At 53.0% G+C, this 22,333-nt stretch carries 15 protein-coding genes and 5 tRNA genes; 18 read left to right on the top strand and 2 right to left on the bottom strand.

The features are described 5' to 3' along the window. Positions 1-74: 74 nt before the first annotated feature. Positions 75-1,685: a sigma-54-dependent Fis family transcriptional regulator gene (locus tag HPY86_03990; protein NPV14077.1), complete on the bottom strand. Its 1,611-nt coding sequence runs from the start codon at positions 1,683-1,685 to the stop codon at positions 75-77. A gap of 123 nt (positions 1,686-1,808) precedes the next feature. Then, entirely contained in the window at positions 1,809-2,135 is a 327-nt protein-coding gene (locus tag HPY86_03995) for a hypothetical protein (GenBank protein NPV14078.1), read from the bottom strand. Between the two features lie 48 nt (positions 2,136-2,183). On the opposite strand from HPY86_03995, the gene HPY86_04000 reads away from it, so the two are divergent. The 18 genes from HPY86_04000 (at position 2,184) to hutH (ending at position 22,327) form a co-directional block, all read left to right on the top strand. Continuing rightward, positions 2,184-3,596, top strand: coding sequence for a hypothetical protein (locus HPY86_04000; protein ID NPV14079.1), 1,413 nt, complete (start codon positions 2,184-2,186; stop codon positions 3,594-3,596). 348 nt (positions 3,597-3,944) lie between these two features. Beyond that, entirely contained in the window at positions 3,945-5,507 is a 1,563-nt protein-coding gene (locus HPY86_04005; GenBank protein ID NPV14080.1) for a M28 family peptidase, read from the top strand. A 177-nt stretch (positions 5,508-5,684) separates the two neighbouring features. Next, a complete protein-coding gene (locus HPY86_04010; protein ID NPV14081.1) occupies positions 5,685-6,830 on the top strand; it encodes a hypothetical protein in 1,146 nt (381 codons plus the stop codon). Between the two features lie 37 nt (positions 6,831-6,867). Next, entirely contained in the window at positions 6,868-9,132 is a 2,265-nt protein-coding gene (hypF, locus tag HPY86_04015; protein ID NPV14082.1) for a carbamoyltransferase HypF, read from the top strand. Positions 9,133-9,332: 200 nt separating this feature from the next. Further along, positions 9,333-10,670: a chromosomal replication initiator protein DnaA gene (dnaA, locus tag HPY86_04020; GenBank protein NPV14083.1), complete on the top strand. Its 1,338-nt coding sequence runs from the start codon at positions 9,333-9,335 to the stop codon at positions 10,668-10,670. A 453-nt stretch (positions 10,671-11,123) separates the two neighbouring features. Next, positions 11,124-12,152: a V-type ATPase subunit gene (locus HPY86_04025; protein NPV14084.1), complete on the top strand. Its 1,029-nt coding sequence runs from the start codon at positions 11,124-11,126 to the stop codon at positions 12,150-12,152. After that, positions 12,142-12,483 (top strand): hypothetical protein, encoded by a 342-nt coding sequence (locus HPY86_04030; GenBank protein NPV14085.1) that lies wholly within the window; start codon positions 12,142-12,144, stop codon positions 12,481-12,483. The genes HPY86_04025 and HPY86_04030 overlap by 11 nt, the downstream gene beginning before the upstream one ends. Further along, on the top strand, positions 12,476-14,251 hold the full coding sequence (locus HPY86_04035; protein NPV14086.1) for a V-type ATP synthase subunit A: 1,776 nt from the start codon (positions 12,476-12,478) through the stop codon (positions 14,249-14,251). The genes HPY86_04030 and HPY86_04035 overlap by 8 nt, the downstream gene beginning before the upstream one ends. Next, the gene (locus HPY86_04040) at positions 14,248-15,627 is read left to right on the top strand and encodes a V-type ATP synthase subunit B (GenBank protein ID NPV14087.1); all 1,380 of its coding nucleotides are present in this window, start codon (positions 14,248-14,250) and stop codon (positions 15,625-15,627) included. The genes HPY86_04035 and HPY86_04040 overlap by 4 nt, the downstream gene beginning before the upstream one ends. Positions 15,628-15,689: 62 nt before the next feature. Continuing rightward, a complete protein-coding gene (locus tag HPY86_04045; GenBank protein NPV14088.1) occupies positions 15,690-17,894 on the top strand; it encodes a PAS domain S-box protein in 2,205 nt (734 codons plus the stop codon). 32 nt (positions 17,895-17,926) lie between these two features. Next, positions 17,927-19,750, top strand: a complete 1,824-nt coding sequence (locus tag HPY86_04050; GenBank protein ID NPV14089.1) for a hypothetical protein — start codon at positions 17,927-17,929, stop codon at positions 19,748-19,750. 49 nt (positions 19,751-19,799) lie between these two features. Beyond that, positions 19,800-19,872, top strand: a tRNA-Glu gene (locus HPY86_04055). Positions 19,873-19,891: 19 nt separating this feature from the next. Further along, positions 19,892-19,964 (top strand) — tRNA-Gly (locus tag HPY86_04060). An 8-nt stretch (positions 19,965-19,972) separates the two neighbouring features. Then, a tRNA-Cys gene (locus HPY86_04065) sits at positions 19,973-20,044 on the top strand. Positions 20,045-20,055: 11 nt separating this feature from the next. Next, positions 20,056-20,142: transfer RNA gene (locus tag HPY86_04070), tRNA-Leu, on the top strand. A gap of 18 nt (positions 20,143-20,160) precedes the next feature. After that, positions 20,161-20,233 (top strand) — tRNA-Lys (locus HPY86_04075). A gap of 53 nt (positions 20,234-20,286) precedes the next feature. Continuing rightward, entirely contained in the window at positions 20,287-20,790 is a 504-nt protein-coding gene (locus tag HPY86_04080) for a hypothetical protein (protein NPV14090.1), read from the top strand. A gap of 13 nt (positions 20,791-20,803) precedes the next feature. After that, a complete protein-coding gene (gene hutH, locus HPY86_04085) occupies positions 20,804-22,327 on the top strand; it encodes a histidine ammonia-lyase (protein ID NPV14091.1) in 1,524 nt (507 codons plus the stop codon). Positions 22,328-22,333 lie beyond the last annotated feature (6 nt).

Here is a 22,333-nt window from a genome sequence, read left to right on the forward strand (position 1 = left end):
AATTTAATACCAGCCTGCCTATATTTTTTCTGCCGTTTTTTTCTGCTGTTGTGTCGCTAAAATCGTCTGTGGTGCTAATCTATGTGGTACTGCGCCATCTTTTTGCGGAGTGTGTCGCGGTGTATGCCCAGGAGTCTTGCCGCCCTTGTCTGGTTGCCGTTTGTTGTCTGGAGCGCCTCTTTTATCGCCGCCTTTTCAATCTCGGCAAGTTTTAAACTTCCGACAAGTTTTTCAATCGACCCGCTGGCACTATGGGCTTCGGCGCTGGTTTTAATTTTTGGCGGTGAAACTGTTGCCACCGCAGCAGCGGTCTGTCCAATGCTCACCGCATCCACATTTTCGTGCTGTGCCCGCTCATACGCCCGTTCCATCAGGGTGCGTAAGGCTCGAATGTTGCCGTTAAACAGATTGTTTTCGCCGTGAATATACTGAATCACTAAACGGCTGAGAAACCTTATTGCCATCGGTTCGACCCTTAACTTTCGCCGATACCAGGGGTCACGGTTGCGCTCCTCAACAACGAACTCAAAAAACTCGGCAATATCATCTTCAACCGTTCCTGGTGCCTCTGCCTCCCACCGCTCTTTTAGTGAAGGCATCCAGATACACTCCTGGACCATACGGCTATAGAAGTCGGGCCGGAACCGTTCCTGTAACTCCTCAAGTTGCCGGTTGGTTGCGGCAATAATCCGGACATCAACGGCTCGCTCAACTGAACTACCGACACGCTTAATCTTCCGGTACTCAATAACACGCAAAAGTTTTAACTGCAACTCCTGGTCGATGTCCCCAATTTCATCAAGGAAAACGGTGGAACCGCGTGCCGTTTCAAAAACCCCGGCTCGGGCTGTTTTCGCATCGGTAAAAGCGCCCTTCTCGTGACCGAAAAGTTCGCTGACAACTAGATTGCGGTCTAAGGCGGTCATATTGAGCGCCACCGGCTCCTTTCGAATTTCTACATCTTCAGCAAAGCGAAAACTCTTGCGATGCAATGCCCGCGCCACCAGCTCCTTGCCTGTTCCCGGTTCACCCAGAATCAAGACATTGCCATCGGTGGCAGCAAGACGCTCAATCTCGTGTGCCAGCCAAGCCATCCGCCGGGACTGGCCCACAACCATCTTGTGCGTTTCGCGCCAGACCCGCCGCTCATTTTCATTCAGGGGCCGGAGCGCATAGGTGTTAATCCCGTAAAGAACCTCATCTGCCTGGCCTGTAATGCGCGGGTCACCGGTGGCAAAGGCAAAGGTTGCGGTCCGGGTGGCGCAGAGAAATCCGGCAAAATCCCGCACCGTTTCGAACTGTTCAGCATCGAGGTTAAAAAGTACCGGTGCAACCGCATCAATATGTTCCTGCCGGATGTGTTGAAAGATTATCAGCCCCTGAATCTTCCGGATGTCCGCCAGCACACCAGGTGGACGGGCGCTGATTGAAAATGACACCAGTTTTTCGCTGTTTTCTGGTTTAATGCCGGAAAAGTCGACACCAATAACAATCAAAGCAACATACGCGCCCCGATTGCGGCTGTACCAGGATTTCAACCCTGAAAAACTGTCACAGTAACCAAAATCAAACTCTCTCAAAAGCCTGCCGTTTTCGTACCTTTGCGCCGCAGTAATTAGCGCCTGATACTTCTCCTCCTGGTCATAACAAACTAAAATGACCGGCTTTCTTCGGGCAGAACTCATATATTTTTAATTATACCCACCACCAAATTTATGGCAAGGTGTGCGTTATCGCCGATTTTTCCGTCAGGGGCTGGAAAAACAACCAACTGTTAAATGCCGATTACGGGAAAGCGTAGGTTTCGGCTACATTATTTCTGTCCTTCGGCGCAACTCTTGAAGGCAGGAGTCAAGCACCTGAAATCGGCGTTGCTCATACTCAATATCATCAAGTAGTTCCTGATAGAATCGGCATCGGGCAAAACCGTCATAATCGCCGATCTTCTGATACAACTCCCGTACCTTTTCCAAATGCGCCCGGGCAAGCCGATAACTTCCTTTTCCCATTCGGATAAGCGCCGCCATGACCAGCGCATCCGCCTCATCGGCAAAATGTTCCGCATTGTGGGCAAACTCCATCGCCTTGAACAACGCCTCGGGCGCCTTGTCCAGCCGGTCTTCAAGATGGTTCAATGCACCGGCACCGGTATTGACAGTGGGGTTAACCCGTTGTTTACTTTTATGTTGATTTTACTTAGCACCGTCTGCCTGTTCTTCGCTTTCTCCGGTCCCGGGTTGCTGCCCGTTTCCGGGCAAGTAACCGTGCCTTTGTTCGTGGAATCACCCCTTGTCCGGACCGGCGCTCAACTGTCTTCACCCGTCCTGATTGACAGTTCGGTTTTGGCCGCGTTTGGTGCGGCGCTTGACGCCCACAAGCGGCTCTGGGCTGCGGTCAGCACCCCGGATGGCAAACTGACGCTTTACCGTTCCCAAACCCCGGGAAACCTCTGGGAAGATGTTTTAACCATCAACCTCGGCCAGCCCGCCCGGTTAATTGAACTAATCGCACCAGCCGTACCCGCACCCCTGTTCATATTTTACCTGACTGCAGAAAACCACGGCGACCTTTACCTTCTCCGTTTTGACCCGGTGACGCTCGACACCCAGAAGATTCCATTAGCCGTTGGTCCGGACACAGTTGACGACTTTTCGGTAACCGTGGACCCGGACTCTAACTACTACCTCTACCTCCTTTATGTGAACGAGCATCGGACCGGCTTGAACGGCTACTTTACCCGTTCCCTTGATGGTGGCAGAAACTGGGAAGGGCGACAGCCCTTCTGGAACTGTTTTGACCCGGCGCTTTCATTTGGCACCGGCTCACTTCTCCACTGCATCTGGCGCTATGCCATCACCGGACGGGAAATCCATTATGCCGCGAACCGCTACTACGGCGCTGCAAGCCGCTGGTCCGGTCTGTACACCCTGAAATCGGGCAGCGAAAGGTGCTTTGACCCGGTTATCGCTCAGGCGCCGGTCATACCGTACTGGCGGGCACCGGTCTGGGCTTTCTGGACTGTGGCGCGCCGCGACACCGCGATGCTGGATATTGAATACACGCTCTCAACCGATGGCGGCCGCTCCTGGGGAACTACGGGCAATCTCGGTGCAATGTTTGTGGACGAATGGTTTCCCGACCTCACCACCGCCACGGGCAGCGCCGAACTGTGCTACAACGCCGGTGCCCGAACGGAAAATGCGGCCACTGTCCTGTACTGGCAAACCAGCCGCTCTTATGCACCGCAGTTGTGGTCCGCACCAGTTCGGGTTAATGCCCCCCGGCTAAATTGCCGGGTCGAAGGCGCCCGACCCCGCCTGATACCCCTGTCCTGGAATAAACCGTGCCTTCCTGGTGTTTTCTTCAGCCTTTACGATTCCGTGGGCGCGCGCGGGCTCTACTTCTCACCCGTGCTTGGCAAAAACGAACCCGGCCCGCTGCCCGCTCCCGCAGTGCTGCATCAGGTAATTGAACCCGGTACCGACCTGTTCGATGTTACCGGCAGAAAAGTAAGGTCGCCCCATTTTCCAAATCGGCAAGGCATCTTTTTCCAGCGCTCCGGCACCACCCTGAAGAAAATTGTCAGATTGAGATAAACCCGGACCCGGGTTCGCAAAACAGTTGTACCATTGATTTGTACTCTAACCCTCGATCCGGATTAATACCATACACCATCCGAGCCCGGATTTCCCATGCCATTCCCCTAACAACCCCGGGGTTGGGTATGGATTTTTATGACTTTTTGTCCAACTCTTTAAAAACTGGCGCGTTATACTCGAAACCGTTTTCCACCCCATTGTACTTTAAAGTATACGACCAAATCCAACCACTCGAACCAACCAAACAGATTTCTGATTAGGCGCACCACCCGCTTCAGCGGGTTGACTTGAACCCGCGCTCTGCTATCATATTTTGTTAACAACTTAACCCGAAAGGAGTATAAGATGCGTCAAGGACGCTTGGTATTTTTGCTTGGTTTTGTTTTTTCTATTTTAACGGGCAAGGAGTTGCTGCTGCGCGTTGACAAGTCCGCCCCTGACCTTTTGTCACGCGCGCTGCCGGTGGTTGCCGAGTTTGACGGCTACTCCCTTGTCTGCGGTTCTGAGGCGGATTATGCCGCACTTCAGCACGAAGGACTGCCCTGTGAACTGTTGACCGAAAACCCCCGTGCCCAAACGATTTTCTATGTCCAGACCCCACCCGACTTTGACCGCAGTTTGCTCGAAAAACTGGGCACGGTGCTCACCACCGACCCGGCCGGCGTTGTCCTTGCCACAAGTGAAGACAACCTTTTATCGCTCAACCGCCTGCCCGTGGAACTGACACGCCTCAACCTGGAACAATTGAAACCAACCACCGGTTTAACACCCCTGCCTGTCCCCTATCCGGTGTCGGAAAGCCTGGTTCAGGAGATTGTGTCAAGGGTTAACGCCGATTCGGTTTTGGGCACAATCCGGCGCCTGCAGGAGTTTTACACCCGTTATTCAACAACCGACTCCTGTCGGGCGGCGGTTGCCTGGATGGGCGAAAAACTCGCCTACTACAACTGCGACTCGGTTGCCTTTGACACCTTCCTGCCCAGTTATGCACCCAATGTTATTGGCGTCAAGTTTGGGCAGGAGAACCCGCGCCAGATTTACATCATCTGTGGCCATATCGACAACACTTCGGACAACCCGCCCTATCACTGCCCGGGCTCGGACGACAACGCCAGTGGCACCAGCGCCGTGTTAGAGGCGGCACGGGTGTTTCAGGACATCGACTTCGCCTACACGGTCTACTTTATCGGCTTTACCGGTGAGGAGCAGGGGCTTTACGGCTCGGACAGCTTTGCCGCCCGTGCCTATCGCCGGGGCGACTCGATCCGGGCGGTTTTGAACTTTGATATGATATCCTATGGCCGGCAGAACCGCGACACCCTGAATGTCGTCGGCAAGACCTCAAACCCGAACTGTGCCTGGCTCGTTGACTCGTTTATCGCCAACGCCAATTTGTACACCACCCTGAAAACCCGGCGCCGGCTCGTAACCTCTTACCCTTCATCTGACCACCACTCCTTCTGGGTCCGCGGCTATGTTGCCCTCTGCGGAATTGAGCGCGACTTCACCCCGAAGTACCACACCATCGGCGATACAATTGGTCCGCTCTATTATGTGGACTGCGGCACCAACAACTGGCTGATGGCAACCGAGGCGATTAAGGCGGCGGTGGCAACAATTGCCAAAATGGCGGGCGCACTACCCCCGGGCACCGGTGTCAACGAGCGTCTGGCGCCCAAAACCGTCACCCCGCTTATAATAACCCCTACAGTCGGCAGGGCACCTTTTAAGATTCAGGCGCCAGGTGCGGTTGATGTGTTCACGCCGCTTGGTACCCGAGTTGCGCACCTTGGGGTAAATACGCCTTACTGGGACGGGAGAAATGATGCTGGGCAACCGGTTTCACCGGGCGTTTACCTCGTGCGCAGCGGCACCGGCGGCTGGCGCCGTATCGTTGTCACCCATTGACAAACCGTGCCGTTTTAGGGAAAATAAATTGCGATGATTCGTTTTGGGCGCCGGCTTTTTCCCGAACGGCAATACCGGCTGCCGCTCCGCTGGATTTTCTGGTTTCTCTGGGCAGGGATTTTTATCTTTCTTTTCTGGGTCCTAAAGGTTGTTCTAAAATAAAAGGGAGGAAGTAAGATGACCGGTTTGAATTTCAATTACAAAGACATCTTCCGCTCTTTAAGGCTGGGCTTTTCCGCCAAAAAGGTCGGAATGGTGATGACCGGGCTCCTGTTTGCCTTTGCCGGATACACTTTTCTGACCTATATCGCCCACATCGCCGCGGGTAACGACTGGCTTTCAATCTGGGAGACGCAACGCCTTTTACCTTTCCCCAACCCCAATCTACCATTCCCCTGGTTTTCCTGGGTGATTTACGGCGCCGGTGTTGTCTGGTTCCTCATCGTGATGCTTGTTACCGGCGCCGCGGTGGCAAAGGTTGCCTATGAGCAGTTGCGGGGCAACGAATTTTTCGAAGCCTCTTCCGGGTTTCAATTTGCCTTGAAGAACATCCGTGCGCTAATCTCAAGCCCGCTCCTAATCATCGCCTTCATCGCGCTCATCGTTGTTGCCGGTCTTGTCCTCAGCGCCCTGGGTGCTATCCCCCATTTCGGTCCCATCTTCACCGGACTTTTGTCCATCGTCGGCTTCTTCGCCGCGCTATTCATCGTGTACCTTTTACTCGTCCTGCTGTTCACCCTTCTATTTGCTCCCGGAGTTGTCGGTGCAATGGGCAACGACACCTTTGACACACTGTTTGAGGTGTTCTCCTGTGTCAACGAACAGCCGGCTCGCTTGGTCTGGTACACATTTCTCGTTGCCGTGCTCGCAAAGGTCGGCTCTTTTTTACTCGGGCTTGCCTCGAGCCTTGCCGGCAGAATCGGCTCTTTGATTTTGAGCGCATTTATGGGTGAGCGGTGGGCAGAGATGCTCTCAGGTGCCGAATTCATATTCAAACTTTCCATCCCCAACTGGGGCATTTTCGCACCCCTGCACCGGATGCTTGTTTTTGAAGCCAACCTTTATGGCTTACCACAGGTATATTCGCCCTCGTACTGGGTAAATCCGGTATGGAGCAGCGGCATCGGCGCAATTCTCCTTGGAATGTGCGGCTACGCCATCGCCTTGATGGTCCTTGCCTATGGGCTTTCGGTCTGGTTTACCGGCACCGTCCTTTCCCTCACCACAATCATCAAAAAGAAGGATGATAAAAACATCCTTGAAAGACCCGATGAGGAAGAGGAGGTCATTGAACCGACCGAACCAGCGGCGAATCAGCCATAAGTTATTGTAAATCAATAACTTAATAAAGAAACAGCCATTGACTCCACACCGCACATTAACCGCCCTTATAACTATCACGGGGCAGGTTCAGGGGATTGGGTTTCGCCCCTTTGTTTACCGCCTCGCCCAAAAACTAAGTATTAAGGGTTCCATTACCAACACCAAAAAGGGCGTAAAAATTGTCGCCCAGGGCAAAAACCTCAAAAAATTTATCCATCTGCTTTGCACCGAGCCACCTCCCCTGTCCCGGTATCATTCCTTTGTCGTATCTTACTCAAAGTCGAACTGTTATGATAAATTCACCATAACCCAAAGCGATGTAAAATCCAAAAAGAGCGCGGTCTTTGTGTTGCCCGACCTCGCCCTGTGCTCCGACTGCCAGAAGGAACTTTTCGCGCCGGATGACCGGCGTTTTGGTTACCCGTTCATAAACTGCACCCATTGCGGACCAAGATACACAATAATTAAAGCGCTCCCCTACGACCGGGAAAGGACAACGATGAGTAAGTTCAACCTGTGCCCGGACTGTTTTGAGGAGTACCACAACCCAACCAATCGCCGTTTTCACGCCGAGCCGCTCGCCTGTCCGAAATGCGGTCCCACTTTAACCCTGCTTGACAAACAGGGCAAACCGCTGTCTCAGGACCCGATAACGGCTGCCGCTCAGGCGCTCCTTAAAGGAAAAATTGTGGCGATAAAGGGCTTGGGCGGGTTTCACCTTGCCTGCGACGCAACTTCAGACCGCGCGGTGAAACTTCTGCGGCAGCGTAAGGAGCGTTCGGGCAAGCCGTTTGCCGTAATGGTTGAAAACAGTTCTGTTGCCCGACAGTTCTGCCGCCTGAACCGGTCCGCATTAAACGCCCTGAACTCCGCCGCAGCACCGATTGTTTTAGCGCCCAAACTGCCTAACCCCAGAATCCCGCTCTCCCCCTTTGTTGCGCCCAACAATCCGGCGTTCGGCGTGATGGTCGCCTATACCCCGCTCCACCGCCTGCTTTTTCAAGCCCTGCGCCAGCGGTCCGGAAAACCGGCGGTACTGGTTATGACGAGCGCCAACCAAAGCGATGAGCCAATTGTTGGCACTGATGAGGAGCTAAAGCGAAAACTGGGCAAGGTCTTTGACCTCGCCATCACCCACAATCGGGAAATTGCCAACCGCTGTGACGACTCGGTGGTGCTTGCCGACCAGAAAAAGACGGTAATGGTGCGCCGGGCGCGCGGCTATGCACCACAACCAATCACCGTCGATAAAATGTTTCACGTGAAACAGGAGACCCTTGCGGTGGGCGGTGATGGTCGCAACACCTTCTGTCTTGCCCGGGGCGGCAACCTCTTTTTGAGTCCGCATATCGGCGACCTCGACTCAATTGACAGCGAACGATTTTTCAGTGAGACGCTCGAGCGGCTGATTGAATGGACCGGGATTGTGCCTAAAAGGGTAATTTGTGACCTGCATCCTGACTACAGCTCAACCCGGCTCGCCGAACGGTTGAGTAAAAGGTGGGACGGGAAAATCTACCGGGTTCAACACCATTACGCCCACATCCTTTCGGTAATCGCCGAGCATGGCCTCAAGCCGCCGGTTATCGGCTTAGCCTGTGATGGCACCGGCTATGGAATTGACGGCGCAGTCTGGGGTTGTGAAATCATCCTTGTTCAGCCCGACCTTTCCTGGAAACGGCTGGCTCATCTCGGTTATCTCCGACACAATGCGGGTGGTGGTATGCTCGCTGACCCAGAAAAGGTGGCGGTTGCCTACTGTGCCCAAGCTGGTTTGTCAGCTTCTGAGGTCCGGGCGCTCGGTTTAAAGCCGAGCAGGGGAGAGCCAGATTTTCCTTTTTTAACCTCCAGTATGGGCAGGTTGTTTGACTGTGTAGCAGCAATTACCGGTATCTGTCGAAGGGCAACCTTTGAAGGTGAAGCCGCAATCGCCCTGGAAAAGGCGGCGCTTGATGCCGGCAGGCTCAAGGTTAAAGCGCCTGAGTTCGGGCTGGACCTCAATCCGGTGCCAATTTTGCGCTGGGTTGCTGAGCATACCATCAGACACACCCCGGCTCAACAGGTGGCGCTCGGTTTTCACACCGCCCTGGTCCACGGTTTGGGTGAAGCGCTGACCAAATTTGCGCGTGCTTACCGGATAAACCAGGTGTGCCTTTCCGGTGGGAGCATACAGAACCGGTTAATTCGTAATGGGATAGTAAAGTTCCTCGCACGCCAGGGGGTTGCGGTCTATCACAACGAGGCTGTCCCGCTTAATGATGGCGGGATTGCTTTGGGCCAGGCAATTGTGCCCACAAACTAACAAAAATTTAACCGCCATTTATTGACAACGGGCAAAATTGCTTTATTATCAAAGCCGGTTCATTAAAAAAGGCAGACAACTGTGGACAGAGTTCATTCTTATTTTATATCTCTTTTATTCTGCGCCACTTACAGCAAGGAATTGTGTGGAAAAGTGTGTGGAAAAGTTTGTTTTAAATTTGTGGGAAACGAAGCAGGTGTATGAATAGCGAGCAGGTATGGTCTGAGGTTTTGGAGCTGTTAAAGTTAAGGGTAAATCAGCAGGCTTTTCAAACCTGGCTTGCCCCAACCCGGTTGTTTAATATGGTAAACGGCACGGTTCAGGTTGCCGTTCCTAACAACTTTTTTGCCGACTGGCTACAGCACCATTACAAAACCGAAATCACGAGCGCGCTCAAGGCGGTGACCGGCAGAGATTTGCAGGTTGAGTTTTTGGTCCCGGTTGAGGGTAAAAAGCCGGTGGTCACTAAGCCCCAACCGGCTGTAGCGGTTCAAACCGGAACCAACACCGCTTCCCAGTTTCGGCTGCGCAGCCGCTACACCTTTGACACCTTCATTGTTGGTGAGAGTAATCGGCTTGCCTGGGCAGCAGCGCGCAATGTTGCCCAGAACCTGGGCAAGGTTTTCAACCCGCTTTTCATTTATGGTGGGGTGGGCTTGGGTAAAACCCACCTGATTCAGGCGATTGGCAATGCGGCGCTGGCACGCCATCCCGGGTTAAGGCTTTGTTACACCCCGGCTGAGGTGCTCTTTCTTGAGTTGATTCAGGCGATAGAGAAAAACACCCGGCTTGAGTTCAAAGAAAAGTATCGCGGTTTGGACCTATTGCTCCTTGATGATGTCCATTACCTGGTTGGTAAGGAAAGTTTGCAGGAGGAGATATTTTACACCTTTAACGCACTTCAAGATGCAGGAAGTCAGGTTGTTTTTACCAGTGACCGGCCGCCCAAAGACATACCAACGCTTCAGGAGCGGTTGATTTCCCGGCTGGGAAGCGGACTGGTTGTGGACATCCAGCCGCCCGAACTGGAAACCCGCATCGCTATTTTGCTCCAGAAAGCAAAGCAGGAAAATTTTGATTTGAGCGAAGATATCGCCTGTTACATTGCCAACCGGGTACGCTCTAACATCAGAACGCTTGAGGCTTCGCTGGTCCGGCTGATTGCGATGCACTCCCTGACCGGAAGGCCCGTAACTACCGAACTGGCAGAGGCGGCACTAAAAGACCTGATTCAGCACGAAGACCCACTGGACCCGAGCCGGGTTATCACCGCCGTTGCCGAGCATTTTCAGGTTCCGGTCCAGGAGTTAAAAGGGCAATCCCGTACAAAGAGGATTGCGCTGGCGCGCCAGGTTGCTATGTACCTGATGCGCAGTGTGTTAAACCTTTCCTTAAAGGATATTGGATACCATTTTGGAGGCAAGGACCACACCACAGTGATGCACGCCACAGAGAAAATAAACGAGTTAAAAGCCCGCGACCCCTTATTTGCCAGCCAGATTGAGCGCCTCTCCCGTCATATAAACAACGGTTCCTAAGCAAGCAGTTGTGCAAAACCTTGTGAATTGTTGTCCGTTCTTTTATTTTGCCTGGTTAATACCCACTAAATCCACTTTACATTACACAACAACACACTGCCATAACTATCATTGTAGCATAGCCTTGTTAACAAAAACACATTTACACACTACCATCAACCACACCAAAATTATTATTTTTAGCCAATGATGTAATTAACTAAAAACTTATTATATACTTTTATAATTAGTAACTATTTATAAATAGATAATGATTAGTGGGGTTGAAAGTTTGTAATCGCATTGTTTTTATTGTTTCTCTTTTTTGCTAAATAATAAATGCCGGCGATAGGAAATACCTGTTTAAAACTTTAAGTTAATCTGTAAAAAGTTACCGGTACAATCTCAAACGCGCTTTTATCCAAGCAACATTGTTGTTGACATTTCATTTCATTTAAATATATTTTTATTCTTGTGACATCGTTTCGATATATCCGCTGGAGCGAAAGCCTTGGTTATGGATTCGCTGTTGGTCGAGTTCGTGCCTTAGAAACAGTGCTTCTGGACCGCAATCAGTACGAACGGCTGTTACGAGCAACCGGAGTCGAAGGTTTTATCACCACCCTTGCCGAAACACGGTACGGACAATTGCTGTCTTCTGAAGTAGATGTCAATAAGCTTTTTTTAACAGTCCACCAGGAAAACATCCTTTTCTGCCAGGGATATGCAAAGGATGCCTGGTTAAAGGCACTGATTCAAATACCGGCGGACATATTCAATTTGAAGGTGATGCTAAAGAACCGTTATCTGGGAAAGAACACCCCGTCAAATGAGTTGTTAAGCGGTGGGGGTTGGAGCGTAAAAGAGCTCAATATGATAACTTCCCCCGAAATGCCGCGTTTGCCGGTTGAAAAATGGGATTTTGTTCTGGCATGGCGCCGCGCCCAGGAGGCGTTGCGGCTTGCCGAAGAAAAACAGGACCCGGCAGTGATTGACCTCGTGATGGACCGGCTGGCACAGGAACTGGCTTTGCGCTGGACAGAAGGAAAAGATTTTGCCCTTGGCTATTACCGGCTTTTTGCCGATGTAACAAATCTCAAGACCTTAATCCGGGTAAAGGTATTAAACGAAGGTGTTGACACTTTTCGGACCGCTTTTTTGCCTGGTGGCACAATCGCCTTTGAGCAGTTGCAACGGATTTACGAGTTAGAACCAAGCGCCCTTAATGAACTGCGCATTGACCAGTCGTTTTTAACAATGTTGCAAATCGGCGTTCGGGTACGGGATGGTAATGAAAGCGTCTTGCCCATTGAGAAAAAGGGCCGCGAGTTGCTGCTTGACTACATCAATCAAGCCCGCTATGTTGCCCTTGGTTATGAACCACTGTGGCGTTTTTACCTGTTGCGGGAAAACGAGCTAACCAATCTACGGCAGCTTTACGCCGCCAAGATTGCCGGCTGGGATATAAAACAGTGTCAAGAGGTTGTTGTCTATGGGTACTGAACTGGGGAAGGTGGCGGTGGTTGGACCGGGCGCGGTGGTGACACCGTTCCGGGCGGTTGGGCTTGAAGTATTTCCGGTCGAGTCTGGAGCCGACCCCGCAGCGGTCGTGCAAAATTTAATCAACACCGGATATCAGTTGATATTTTTTACCGACGACCTGACCGAGGCGTTGCAACCGCTAATCGAAAAGTTTCACAACACCGCCTTGCCCTGTCTGGTGGCGCTTCCTTTTACCGGCACCGATGCGGGCGAGGCGCGGTTGCGGGCTGCCGTGCGCCGTGCCTGTGGTGCCGATGTACTCGGCGTTAGGATGGGGGAGAGTTATGAGTGAGACTACCGGAACAATCGTTCGAGTGTCAGGACCGCTCGTGGTTGCGCGCGGTATGACCGGTTCCAAGATGTACGATGTGGTACGTGTTTCGGAAAAGCGGTTGCTGGGCGAAATCATTCAGCTGCGCGGTGACGAAGCGGCGATTCAGGTTTATGAGGAAACCGCGGGCATCGGTCCGGGCGAACCGGTATATCCAACCTACGAGCCACTCTCGGTGGAACTGGGTCCCGGGCTTCTCGAAACGATTTATGACGGGGTGCAAAGGCCATTAAACCTGATTCAAGAGAAGGCGGGCTACTTTATTACCCGCGGCATTGAGGTCCCGGCTTTGTCCCGGGAACGGAAATGGCATTTTGTTCCTACCTGTAAGAAGGGTGAAAAGGTTGGACCGGGTGATGTTATCGGCGAAGTAGCCGAGACCGTATTAGTTAAGCATCGGATACTGGTGCCGCCCGGTGTTCAGGGGACAGTACGGGAAATTAGCGAAGGAGATTTTTGTGTTACCGATACGGTGGCGGTACTGGAAACCGAAGCCGGGGAACACCGTTTGACAATGTTACAGCGCTGGCCGGTGCGGCTGCCCCGACCGGTGCGGCGGCGCCTGGCACCGGATGAACCGCTCCTTACCGGGCAAAGGATTATCGACACCTTTTTCCCGATTGCCAAAGGGGGTACCGCTTGCGTACCAGGACCGTTTGGGTCGGGGAAAACGGTCATCCAGCACCAGTTTGCCAAGTGGTCCGACGCCGAAATTGTTATATTTGTCGGCTGTGGAGAACGGGGTAATGAGATGACCGATGTCCTTCTGGAGTTTCCGGAACTGAAAGACCCCAAGAGCGGTGAGCCGTTGATGAAACGGACGGTGCTGATTGCCAACACTTCAAATATGCCGGTGGCGGCGCGGGAGGCTTCGGTTTACACCGCCATCACCATCGGTGAATACTTTCGTGATATGGGGTATTCGGTTGCACTCCAGGCCGATTCAACCTCACGCTGGGCCGAGGCGATGCGGGAGATTTCTGGACGGCTTGAGGAGATGCCGGGTGAAGAAGGGTATCCGGCGTACCTTGCCACCCGGATTGCGGAGTTTTACGAACGCGCCGGCCGGGTAACCTGTCTTGGTAAATACCAAGGGAAAGAGATGGAAGGCGCTTTGACCGTGATTGGTTCGGTTTCACCGCCCGGGGGCGACCTTAACGACCCGGTGGTACAGGCGACATTGCGGGTTGTCAAGGTGTTCTGGTCGCTTGAGGACAAACTGGCATTCCAGCGGCACTTTCCCGCCATCTCCTGGCTCCGTTCCTATTCGCTCTACACCGATGCGATTGCTGATGCGATGGCAAAACGAGCCGAGCCGGAGTTTAACGAAAACGTCCGGCGTGCCCTTGCCCTGCTTCAGAAGGAGGCAGAACTGGAGGAGATTGTCCGTCTGGTGGGGAAGGACACCCTTTCCGCTGAAGACCGGCTCATCTTAGAGATCGCCCGTTCCCTGCGCGAAGACTTTCTCCATCAGAACGCCTTCCACGACACCGATACTTACACCTCGCTTAAAAAGCAGGCGGCGATGCTAAAGGTGATAATGAGATTTTATGAACTGGCACAGCAGGCTTTGAACCGTGGCGCAGAGATAAGCCAGATTGAAAAACTTGCGGTACGGGAGCGTATCGCCCGAATGAAGTTTGTCACTGAAGCGGAGTTTGATGCCACGGTTCAAAACATTCAACGGCAGATGGAGGCGGAAATAAACGGATTAACCAGAAAAGTATGATAAAAGAGTATCAAACTGTTCACTCAATTGCCGGTCCCCTGATGGTTGTTGAAGGGGTTGCCGGGGTCAAGTATGCGGAACTGGTTGAAATCAGCCTGCCCAATGGGGAAAAGCGTCGGGGTCAGGTTCTGGAAGCAGACCGGGACCGGGCATTGATTCAGGTTTTTGAGGGCACAAGCGGCATTGATGTGCCGCGGGCAAAGGTGCGGTTTCTTGCCCGCGGGATTGAACTGGCGCTTTCTGAAGAGATGCTGGGCAGGGTTTTCAGCGGTTTAGGTGAGCCGCGTGATGGCGGACCAAAGGTCATACCCGAAAAGCGTGCCGATATCAATGGCGCACCGATCAACCCCTACTCCCGCGAGTATCCCAACGAGTTTATTCAAACTGGAATTTCGGCGATTGACGGTTTGAATACCCTGGTGCGGGGTCAAAAACTCCCGATATTTTCTGGTACCGGCTTGCCCCACAACCGGCTTGCTGCTCAGATTGCCCGACAGGCACGGGTGCTTGGTAGCGAGGAGTCGTTCGCGGTGGTGTTTGCCGCGATGGGAATAACTTTTGAAGAAGCCGATTTCTTTATTCAAAGTTTCACCGCATCCGGCGCCATTGAACGCACAGTACTCTTTCTCAACCTGGCAAATGAGCCGGCAATCGAGCGTATTGCAACCCCGCGCACCGCACTGACCGCGGCTGAATATCTGGCGTTTGACCTCGGGATGCATGTTCTCGTGATTCTAACCGATATGACCAACTACTGTGAGGCGTTGCGTGAGATATCAGCGGCGCGCAAAGAGATTCCCGGGCGCAGGGGTTATCCCGGTTATCTCTACACCGACCTGGCATCTATCTATGAGCGGTGCGGCCGGATTAAGGGTCGTGAAGGTTCGATTACGATGATGCCGATTTTGACCATGCCGGAAGATGACAAGACCCATCCGATTCCCGACCTCACCGGTTACATCACTGAAGGGCAGATAATTTTATCACGGGCTTTGCACCACAAAGGCATCGCACCACCTATCGATGTTCTGCCCTCGCTGTCTCGTTTAAAGGACAAGGGTATCGGCGCCGGTAAAACCCGGGAGGACCATGCCGACCTTTTTAACCAGCTCTATGCGTGCTATGCGCGGGGCAAAGAGGCAGAGGAGTTGCAGGTGATTTTAGGAGAGGCAGCGCTTTCTGAGGCGGACCGGGTATATCTTAAATTTGCCCAGGTTTTTGAGGAGCGGTACATTGCCCAGGGCGAATATGAAAACCGGACGATTGAGCAGACGCTTGATTTGGGCTGGGAACTGTTGGCGATGTTTCCACGCGCCGAATTGAAACGGGTGCGCGAAGCGTACCTCGATAAATACTTTCACCCCAAGAACCAGTAAACCCGGCTTAAATAATTGACAATCTTATTTTAAATCGCTATTATGGCGCTGGAGTCATTGAGATGGCGCGCACAAGGCCAAAAAGAAAAAAGGCTGGTCTGGCTTTTACCAATATTGCCATTCAACCCGGTGATATCGTGGTGATGTTAGACCAGAATGGTCGGGTCGTTGAGTGGAACGATGAAGCGCAGCGGGTTTTAGGGTTCAGCGCTGAGGAGGTTAAAGGTCAGCCCTGGGCAGCGTTGTTTCCCAACTCCGGTTTGGATATAAAATCGGTCCTTGCCGGAAAGGAGTTTGCCAACGGTTTTGAAGCCCGGCGCAAAGACACCGCACGGGTTTGGCTCTATTTCTATGCAACCGTGGTGCGTAACGACCGAGGAATGGTTGACGGCGTGGTGTGTGTTGGGCGAGATGTTACCCATTTCTGGCATCCGCATGAGCAGGTTGAGGAGATTGAGAAAAGATTCGCTACCCTTACCGAACTGACAACCGATGGGGTAATGATACTTACTTCCCGGGGCCGGATTGTCAAAGCAAACGATGCCGCTGCGGAACTGCTTGCGGTTCCGAATCCGGAACTCCTTGTTGGCAGGGAAATAAGTGATTTTACCGAACCGGCAGCCAAGTCGGAACTGGCTACTTTTCGCAACATCCTGTTCCGGCAGGGCCGGCACAATGGGGTAATCAGGGTCAAGACATTTTCGGGAGAAGTCAAGCAGATTGCGGTGCGGGCTGCGGTCGTCGAAGGCGCACGGGAGTGGCACATTATCGTCGCAGGCCGGGATATAACCGAAAAGGTTGCCGCCCGGACTGCAGAAATTTTGGCGGAAGAAAAGTTTCGTCGGCTGTTTGAAGCCAGCCCAACCCCGCTGTTTCTTGAAACGGTGGACGGCACGATTATCGATGTAAATGTTAAAGGTGTTGAACTGTTCCAGACGACCCGCGAGGCGTTGATCGGCAAAAAGATGCGGGACCTGGTTCCCGATGATGTTAAGCCCCTTTTCCCGGAAATTCGAGCGATTCTTTTTGACCAGGGTGAGTTTCATGTAAATGTCGTGTCAACGATGCCGGATGGGCGCCGCGCCTGGGTAGATGTTGCGGCAACACTTATTGAGGTTGGCGGTAAGGGTTTTATTCTCCTTAATATGAGGGATATCACCAAAGAGCGTGAACTTCTTGAGAAACTGAAGGAGAATGAGGCCCGGCTCGAGCTGTTATTTCGCTCAATTCCCGCATTCGTCTGGACTACCGATAAGGAGCTTCATATTACCTCGGTACTCGGTTCCGCCCTGAATAAACTGGGATTAAACCCTGAGGAGTTGATAGGTAAAAATTGCCAGGAGTTCTTTAAAGACCTTCGGGTCATTGAGGCGCATCACCGGGCGCTTAAAGGCGAGTCGGTCAACCTTAACTTTACCTATCAGGGGCGGAGTTATCAGGGTCAAGTTGAGCCTTTACGAAACGGTGAAGGTGTGTTGATCGGCGTGGTTGGTGTTGCTCAGGATGTTACTGAAATCCGTCAGGTTGAAGCCGAAGCAGAGGAAAAAATGGTTGCCTACCAGACCGTGATGAACACCGCCCCAATTGGCATCGGCGTCCACCAGGATGGCAGGGTGGTGATGGTCAATCCGGCTGGGGCACGCATACTGGGTTATGACGACCCGGCTGAAGTTATCGGGCTAAATGTTGTTGATATTGTTCACCCTGATGACCGCCCTCTGGTAATTAAGCGGATAAGGGATGTTATTGAACAGGGCAAGGCTGGTGCCCCGGTTGAAGAGAGGTTTCGGCGGCAGGATGGCAGTTATATAACCGTCGAGGTTGTCAACGCGCCGTTCACCTGGAAGGGTCGACCTGCGGTACTGGTTGTGGTTCGGGATTTGAGCGGAGAAAAACGGTTAAGTTGGGAAGTGGAAGAAGCCTGGTCTCACGCCCGGGCGATTCTGGAAAAGGCGCCGCATGGCATCGCCGCCCAAACCGAAGGGCGCATAGTTTATGCCAACCCGGCGTTTGCGCGGATGTTTGGTTATTCGCTAAACGAATTAATCGGCATGCCCATAAAAGAGCTTATTCCCGAATACGAAGAGCAACGGCTTTCCGAATACACCGCTGCCCGGTTGGGTGGCAAGCCAGCTCCTGTCCAGTACCTCGCGGATGGTCGGCGTAAAGACGGCACAGTCTTCCGGCTCAAAGCCGACGTGACCACCTATGAGATAGATGGCAAACGGTATGTCCTTGGTTTTATAACCCCCATCTCGCCCGATTGACACAAGACAAACTTTAAGTAAAATTTCTAAATATGTTGAGCACAATGCGCAAACGCGTTAAGGTAATTATGTTTATTGTCGCGGCGGCATTTATCGCCGGGTTTCTGATGAGCGAACTGTGGCAACTTGTCCGCTATCGGGAACGGGGGAGCCGGCGTCAAATCCTATCGAGTGGAGTTGGTCAGGTGGACAAACAGACCATTGGATTTGACGATTATCGCCAGGTGCGTGAGTTCATTGCTCAGAAGTATCGAAAAGACAGCCTGTTCCGCGACCTGACAAATGAAGACGAGACGAGGATTGAACATCTTGCCTGGGATTATCTAATTCAGGAGATGACCTGGAATAAGATTTTGAAGGAGTCAAAGTTGAACATCACTGAGGGTGAACTGGAGTGGATTATCACCCATTTCCCACCCCAGGCGATACAGAATAACCCCGACCTGATGACCGACGGGAAATTTGACACAACGAAGTATCTTCAGGCCTTACAGAATCCTCAGAACCGGCCATTTTTTGCTCAGTATGCCCGGGAGATTTATGAGCAGTTGCGGCCCCAGAAGTTGCAGATGTATGTTGCTGGTGCACTGCTCGTGTGTGACGCCGAGGTGGAAGATGCCTTATCGAGGGCAAACACTATTGTTAACGTAACCGCCCTGCGGTTTGGGCCCGGTGCGCTAACGGAAGAGGAGAAGAAGTTCGAGCCCACCGAAGCCCAGATGCGCGCCTATTATCGTGCCCACCTGAAAGATTACCAGCCCAAGGAAGAGGTTCGGGAAGCGCGGTTTGTGTTTTTTCCCTTTGGTGTAAATGCCCAAGATTCGATTGCGGCGCGCGAGCGAATCGATGAGGCTTATCGCCGGCTGCAGGCGGCAGACCCAACAACTGTCCGCGACAGTTTTGAAATGGTGTCCTACACCTTTGGGGATTTTGAGCCTGAGACCTCGGCGGTTGCCTTAACCCCCAGCCAGTTTTTTCCCGCAACCGAATCGGTGGTGCGGCGCTTAAAACCGGGTCAGTTCAGCCGACCGGTTGTTGCGGAAAATGGCTGGCAGATTATATTTCTTGACAGCATCCGAAACGACACCTTCTGGGTTCGGCGTATCCGGACGCGAATCCGGCCCGACGAGACGCGGGAACTGGCACTCCTTGACCAGGTGAAGGCTTTTATCGACCAGGCACAGGCTGACAATTTTGACTCGGTAGCAGCGCGTCAGGGGTTGACCATTGCACCAACGCCCGCCCGGGTCGTTGGAAAAAAGAAGTTGAACTGGGCGGTGGAAATTTACAACCCGGGGCAACTGGTTGAGTGGGCGCGGGAGGCAAAAGAGGGTGATATCCTTGATGTACCGCTACGCGGGCCCTATGGCTTTTATGTGTTCCAGCTTGCCCGGATTGTTCCGGTCAAGCCCGCACCGTTTGAACAGGTGAAACAAGCGGTGCGGTGGAAATTGCGCCAGGAAGAGCAGAAGAAACTGAGGCGTAAAAAGGCACAGGATGCGGTTGCCGAAATCAAGACGGGAAAGACGCTGGAACAGTATGCGAGCGAGCACCCCGGGGTTGATTTGATTCAAGAAGAGGTCAAGGGAATCTATGACTACCTGGCGCGGGGTCGGTATGGCACGGAGTTTGTATATGCGGCGCTGGCACTGGAACCGGGTCAGATTGCCGGTCCGGTTGAAACCAACTGGGCCAGTTTTATCATCCGCTGCGATAGCAAACAGCAGACCGAACCGCCTGTTATGACGGCGGAAAAGTATGTCGAACAGAAACAGCAGCGTCTGTTTCAGGAGTTGTGGCAGAAGATTACCGAGGAGCCAGAATCAAGAGACTTACGTCTGTTTCGGGGATATTGACACAGGGCGGTTTTAAATTAATATTATATTTAAGGGTGATGGGCCAAAGGGCCCCATCGTCTAGCGGTTTAGGACATCACTCTTTCAAGGTGAAGGCACCGGTTCGACTCCGGTTGGGGCCATCTGGTCGCGGTTTTGAGTGCGGGAGTAGCTCAGCTGGTAGAGCATCACCTTGCCAAGGTGGGGGTCGCGGGTTCAAATCCCGTCTCCCGCTTTTTTTCTGGCGGCATAGCCAAGCAGCAAGGCAGCGGTCTGCAAAACCGCAATTCCGGGGTGCAAATCCCCGTGCCGCCTTTGGTCTGTTTGCCGGGGTGGCGGAATAGGCAGACGCAAGGGACTTAAAATCCCTTGACCCATTTAGGGTCGTGCCGGTTCGACTCCGGCCTCCGGCACTTTGCCGGAATAGGATTGGGCCGTTAGCTCAGCAGGCAGAGCACCTGGTTTTTAACCCGGTGGCCGCAGGTTCGAATCCTGCACGGCCCATTTTGGCTGAATAGGCTTGATTTTTTAACCGGAGTCGGGTAGATTTAAGTCAGGTGAAAAACAACCAGTCACGCACGGGCGGAAAATCGGAAAAACCGCGCTTCTATTGTGATGTAATGCTCGGTAAACTGGCACAGAAGTTACGGCTGTACGGCCTGGATGTTCGGTATGAGCGGAACCGAAGCGGGATGGCAGCGTATCGCGATGCCCGCGCTGAAGGCCGGGTTTTTCTGACCCGCAATCGGCGATTGCAAAAGTTGCCCGGGGTGATGCTGGTTCAGAGCGAGAAACCGGCAGAGCAGGTTGAAGAGTTAAAACCCCGGCTCGGTTTGGAACAGGTTGTCTTAGAAAAGAAGGAAGAAACCGGACTGCTATCCCGGTGTTTGGTTTGCAATGAGCCACTGGCAAGGATAAGCCGGGATGAGGCAAGGCCCGCAGTGCCGTTTTTTATTTATCAAATTCATTACGAGTTTCGGCGCTGCCCCAAATGCCGGAGGATTTACTGGCCCGGAAGCCATGTGGAAGATATGTTGAAAAATATCAAGGGAAAAGGTTAAAAGGAGGAGTTTTATGGCAATAGTGCTGGATGGCAAAGGATTGAAAATTGAAGACATTGTGCGGGTTGCGCGGGACCGGGAGAAGGTTGAACTTTCGGCCGGGGCGCGCGAGCGGATAAACAGATGTCGGGAGTTCGTTGAGGAGAAAATCCGCCAGCGGGCGGTGATGTACGGCATTACAACCGGTATCGGCGAACTTTCCGAGGTTGTTTTGTCTCCAGAGCAGATTAGGCAGTTTCAGCGGTATCTGGTCTATTCCCATTCTGCCGGATGTGGGGAGCCGCTACCGGAAGAGGTTGTCCGGGCAGCGATGTGCTCACGGATTAATGTGCTGGCGAACGGGCATTCTGGTATCAGGCTGGCGGTCGTTGAGCTTCTGGTGGAGATGCTCAATCGCGGGGTGACACCGGTGGTTTTTGACCGGGGTTCGGTGGGCGCCTGTGGCGACCTGTCGCCAATGAGCCAGATGGCGCTGGTGCTATTAGGTGAGGGTGAGGCGATTTTTCAAGGGCGGCGGATGACCGGTGCGGAAGCGCTCGCTGCGGCTGGACTCAAGCCGATTGAATTTGAAGCCCGGGATGGACTGGCAACAATTAACGGTTCCAATATGACCGCTGGTATGGGCGCGCTGGAACTGTTCGATGCCCAGCGGTTAATAAAAACCTCTGAGGTTGCAGCAGCGCTGACACTCGAGGTATTGAATGCCAATATGGCGGCGTACGACGAGCGGATTCATAAGGTGCGGGGGTATGCGGGTGCGGTCGCGTGTGCCGAGAACATCCGGCGTCTAACCGCTGATTCGGAAATGCTGAAGCAACCCGGTAAAAAGGTACAAGACGCCTATGCGTTAAGGTCAACACCCCAGGTTGTGGGCGGTGCCAAGGATGCGCTTTGCTGGGCGCGGCAGATGTTTGAGACGGAGTTAAACGGAGTTGGTGACAATCCGCTCTTTTTCCCGGAAGACCAGGCATATTTGACCGGAGCGAACTTTCAGGGAACACCCCTGGCGCTGGCACTGGATTTGACCGGCACCGCAGTGACAATGATTGCGGTGCTGGCAGAGCGCAGGACGAATCGGCTTTTAAACCGCAACCTTTCGGTCGGGCTGCCGGCTTTCTTGACCAGGGGTGCCGGCATGTTTTCGGGTTTGATGCTGACTCAGTACACTCAGGGGATGCTGGTTTGTGAGAACCGGATTCTTTCGGCGCCGGCAGCAACCGGCTCAATTCCGGCTGCTGCTGATCAGGAGGATTTTGTTTCAATGTCCTTCACCTCAGCCCGAAAAACCGCACAGATTCTTGAGAACGCCTGGTATGTGATTGCGATTGAGCTACTCGCTGGTGCCCAAGCGGTTGAGTTCCGCAAACCACTAAAGTTGGGTGTCGGGACAAACCGGGCGTATCAAGCGATCAGGTCAGTGGTTGAGAAACTGGAAGAGGACCGGCCCTTGCAGTACGATATCAACCGGCTGAAAGAATTGGTGAGTTCAGGCGAGTTGTTGGCGCAGGTTGAGTCCGAAGTTGGTCCCCTGAAATAAAGCGGA

The organism is candidate division WOR-3 bacterium, from assembly GCA_013177935.1.
Classification (GTDB): domain Bacteria; phylum Hydrothermota; class Tepidihabitantia; order Tepidihabitantales; family Tepidihabitantaceae; genus Tepidihabitans.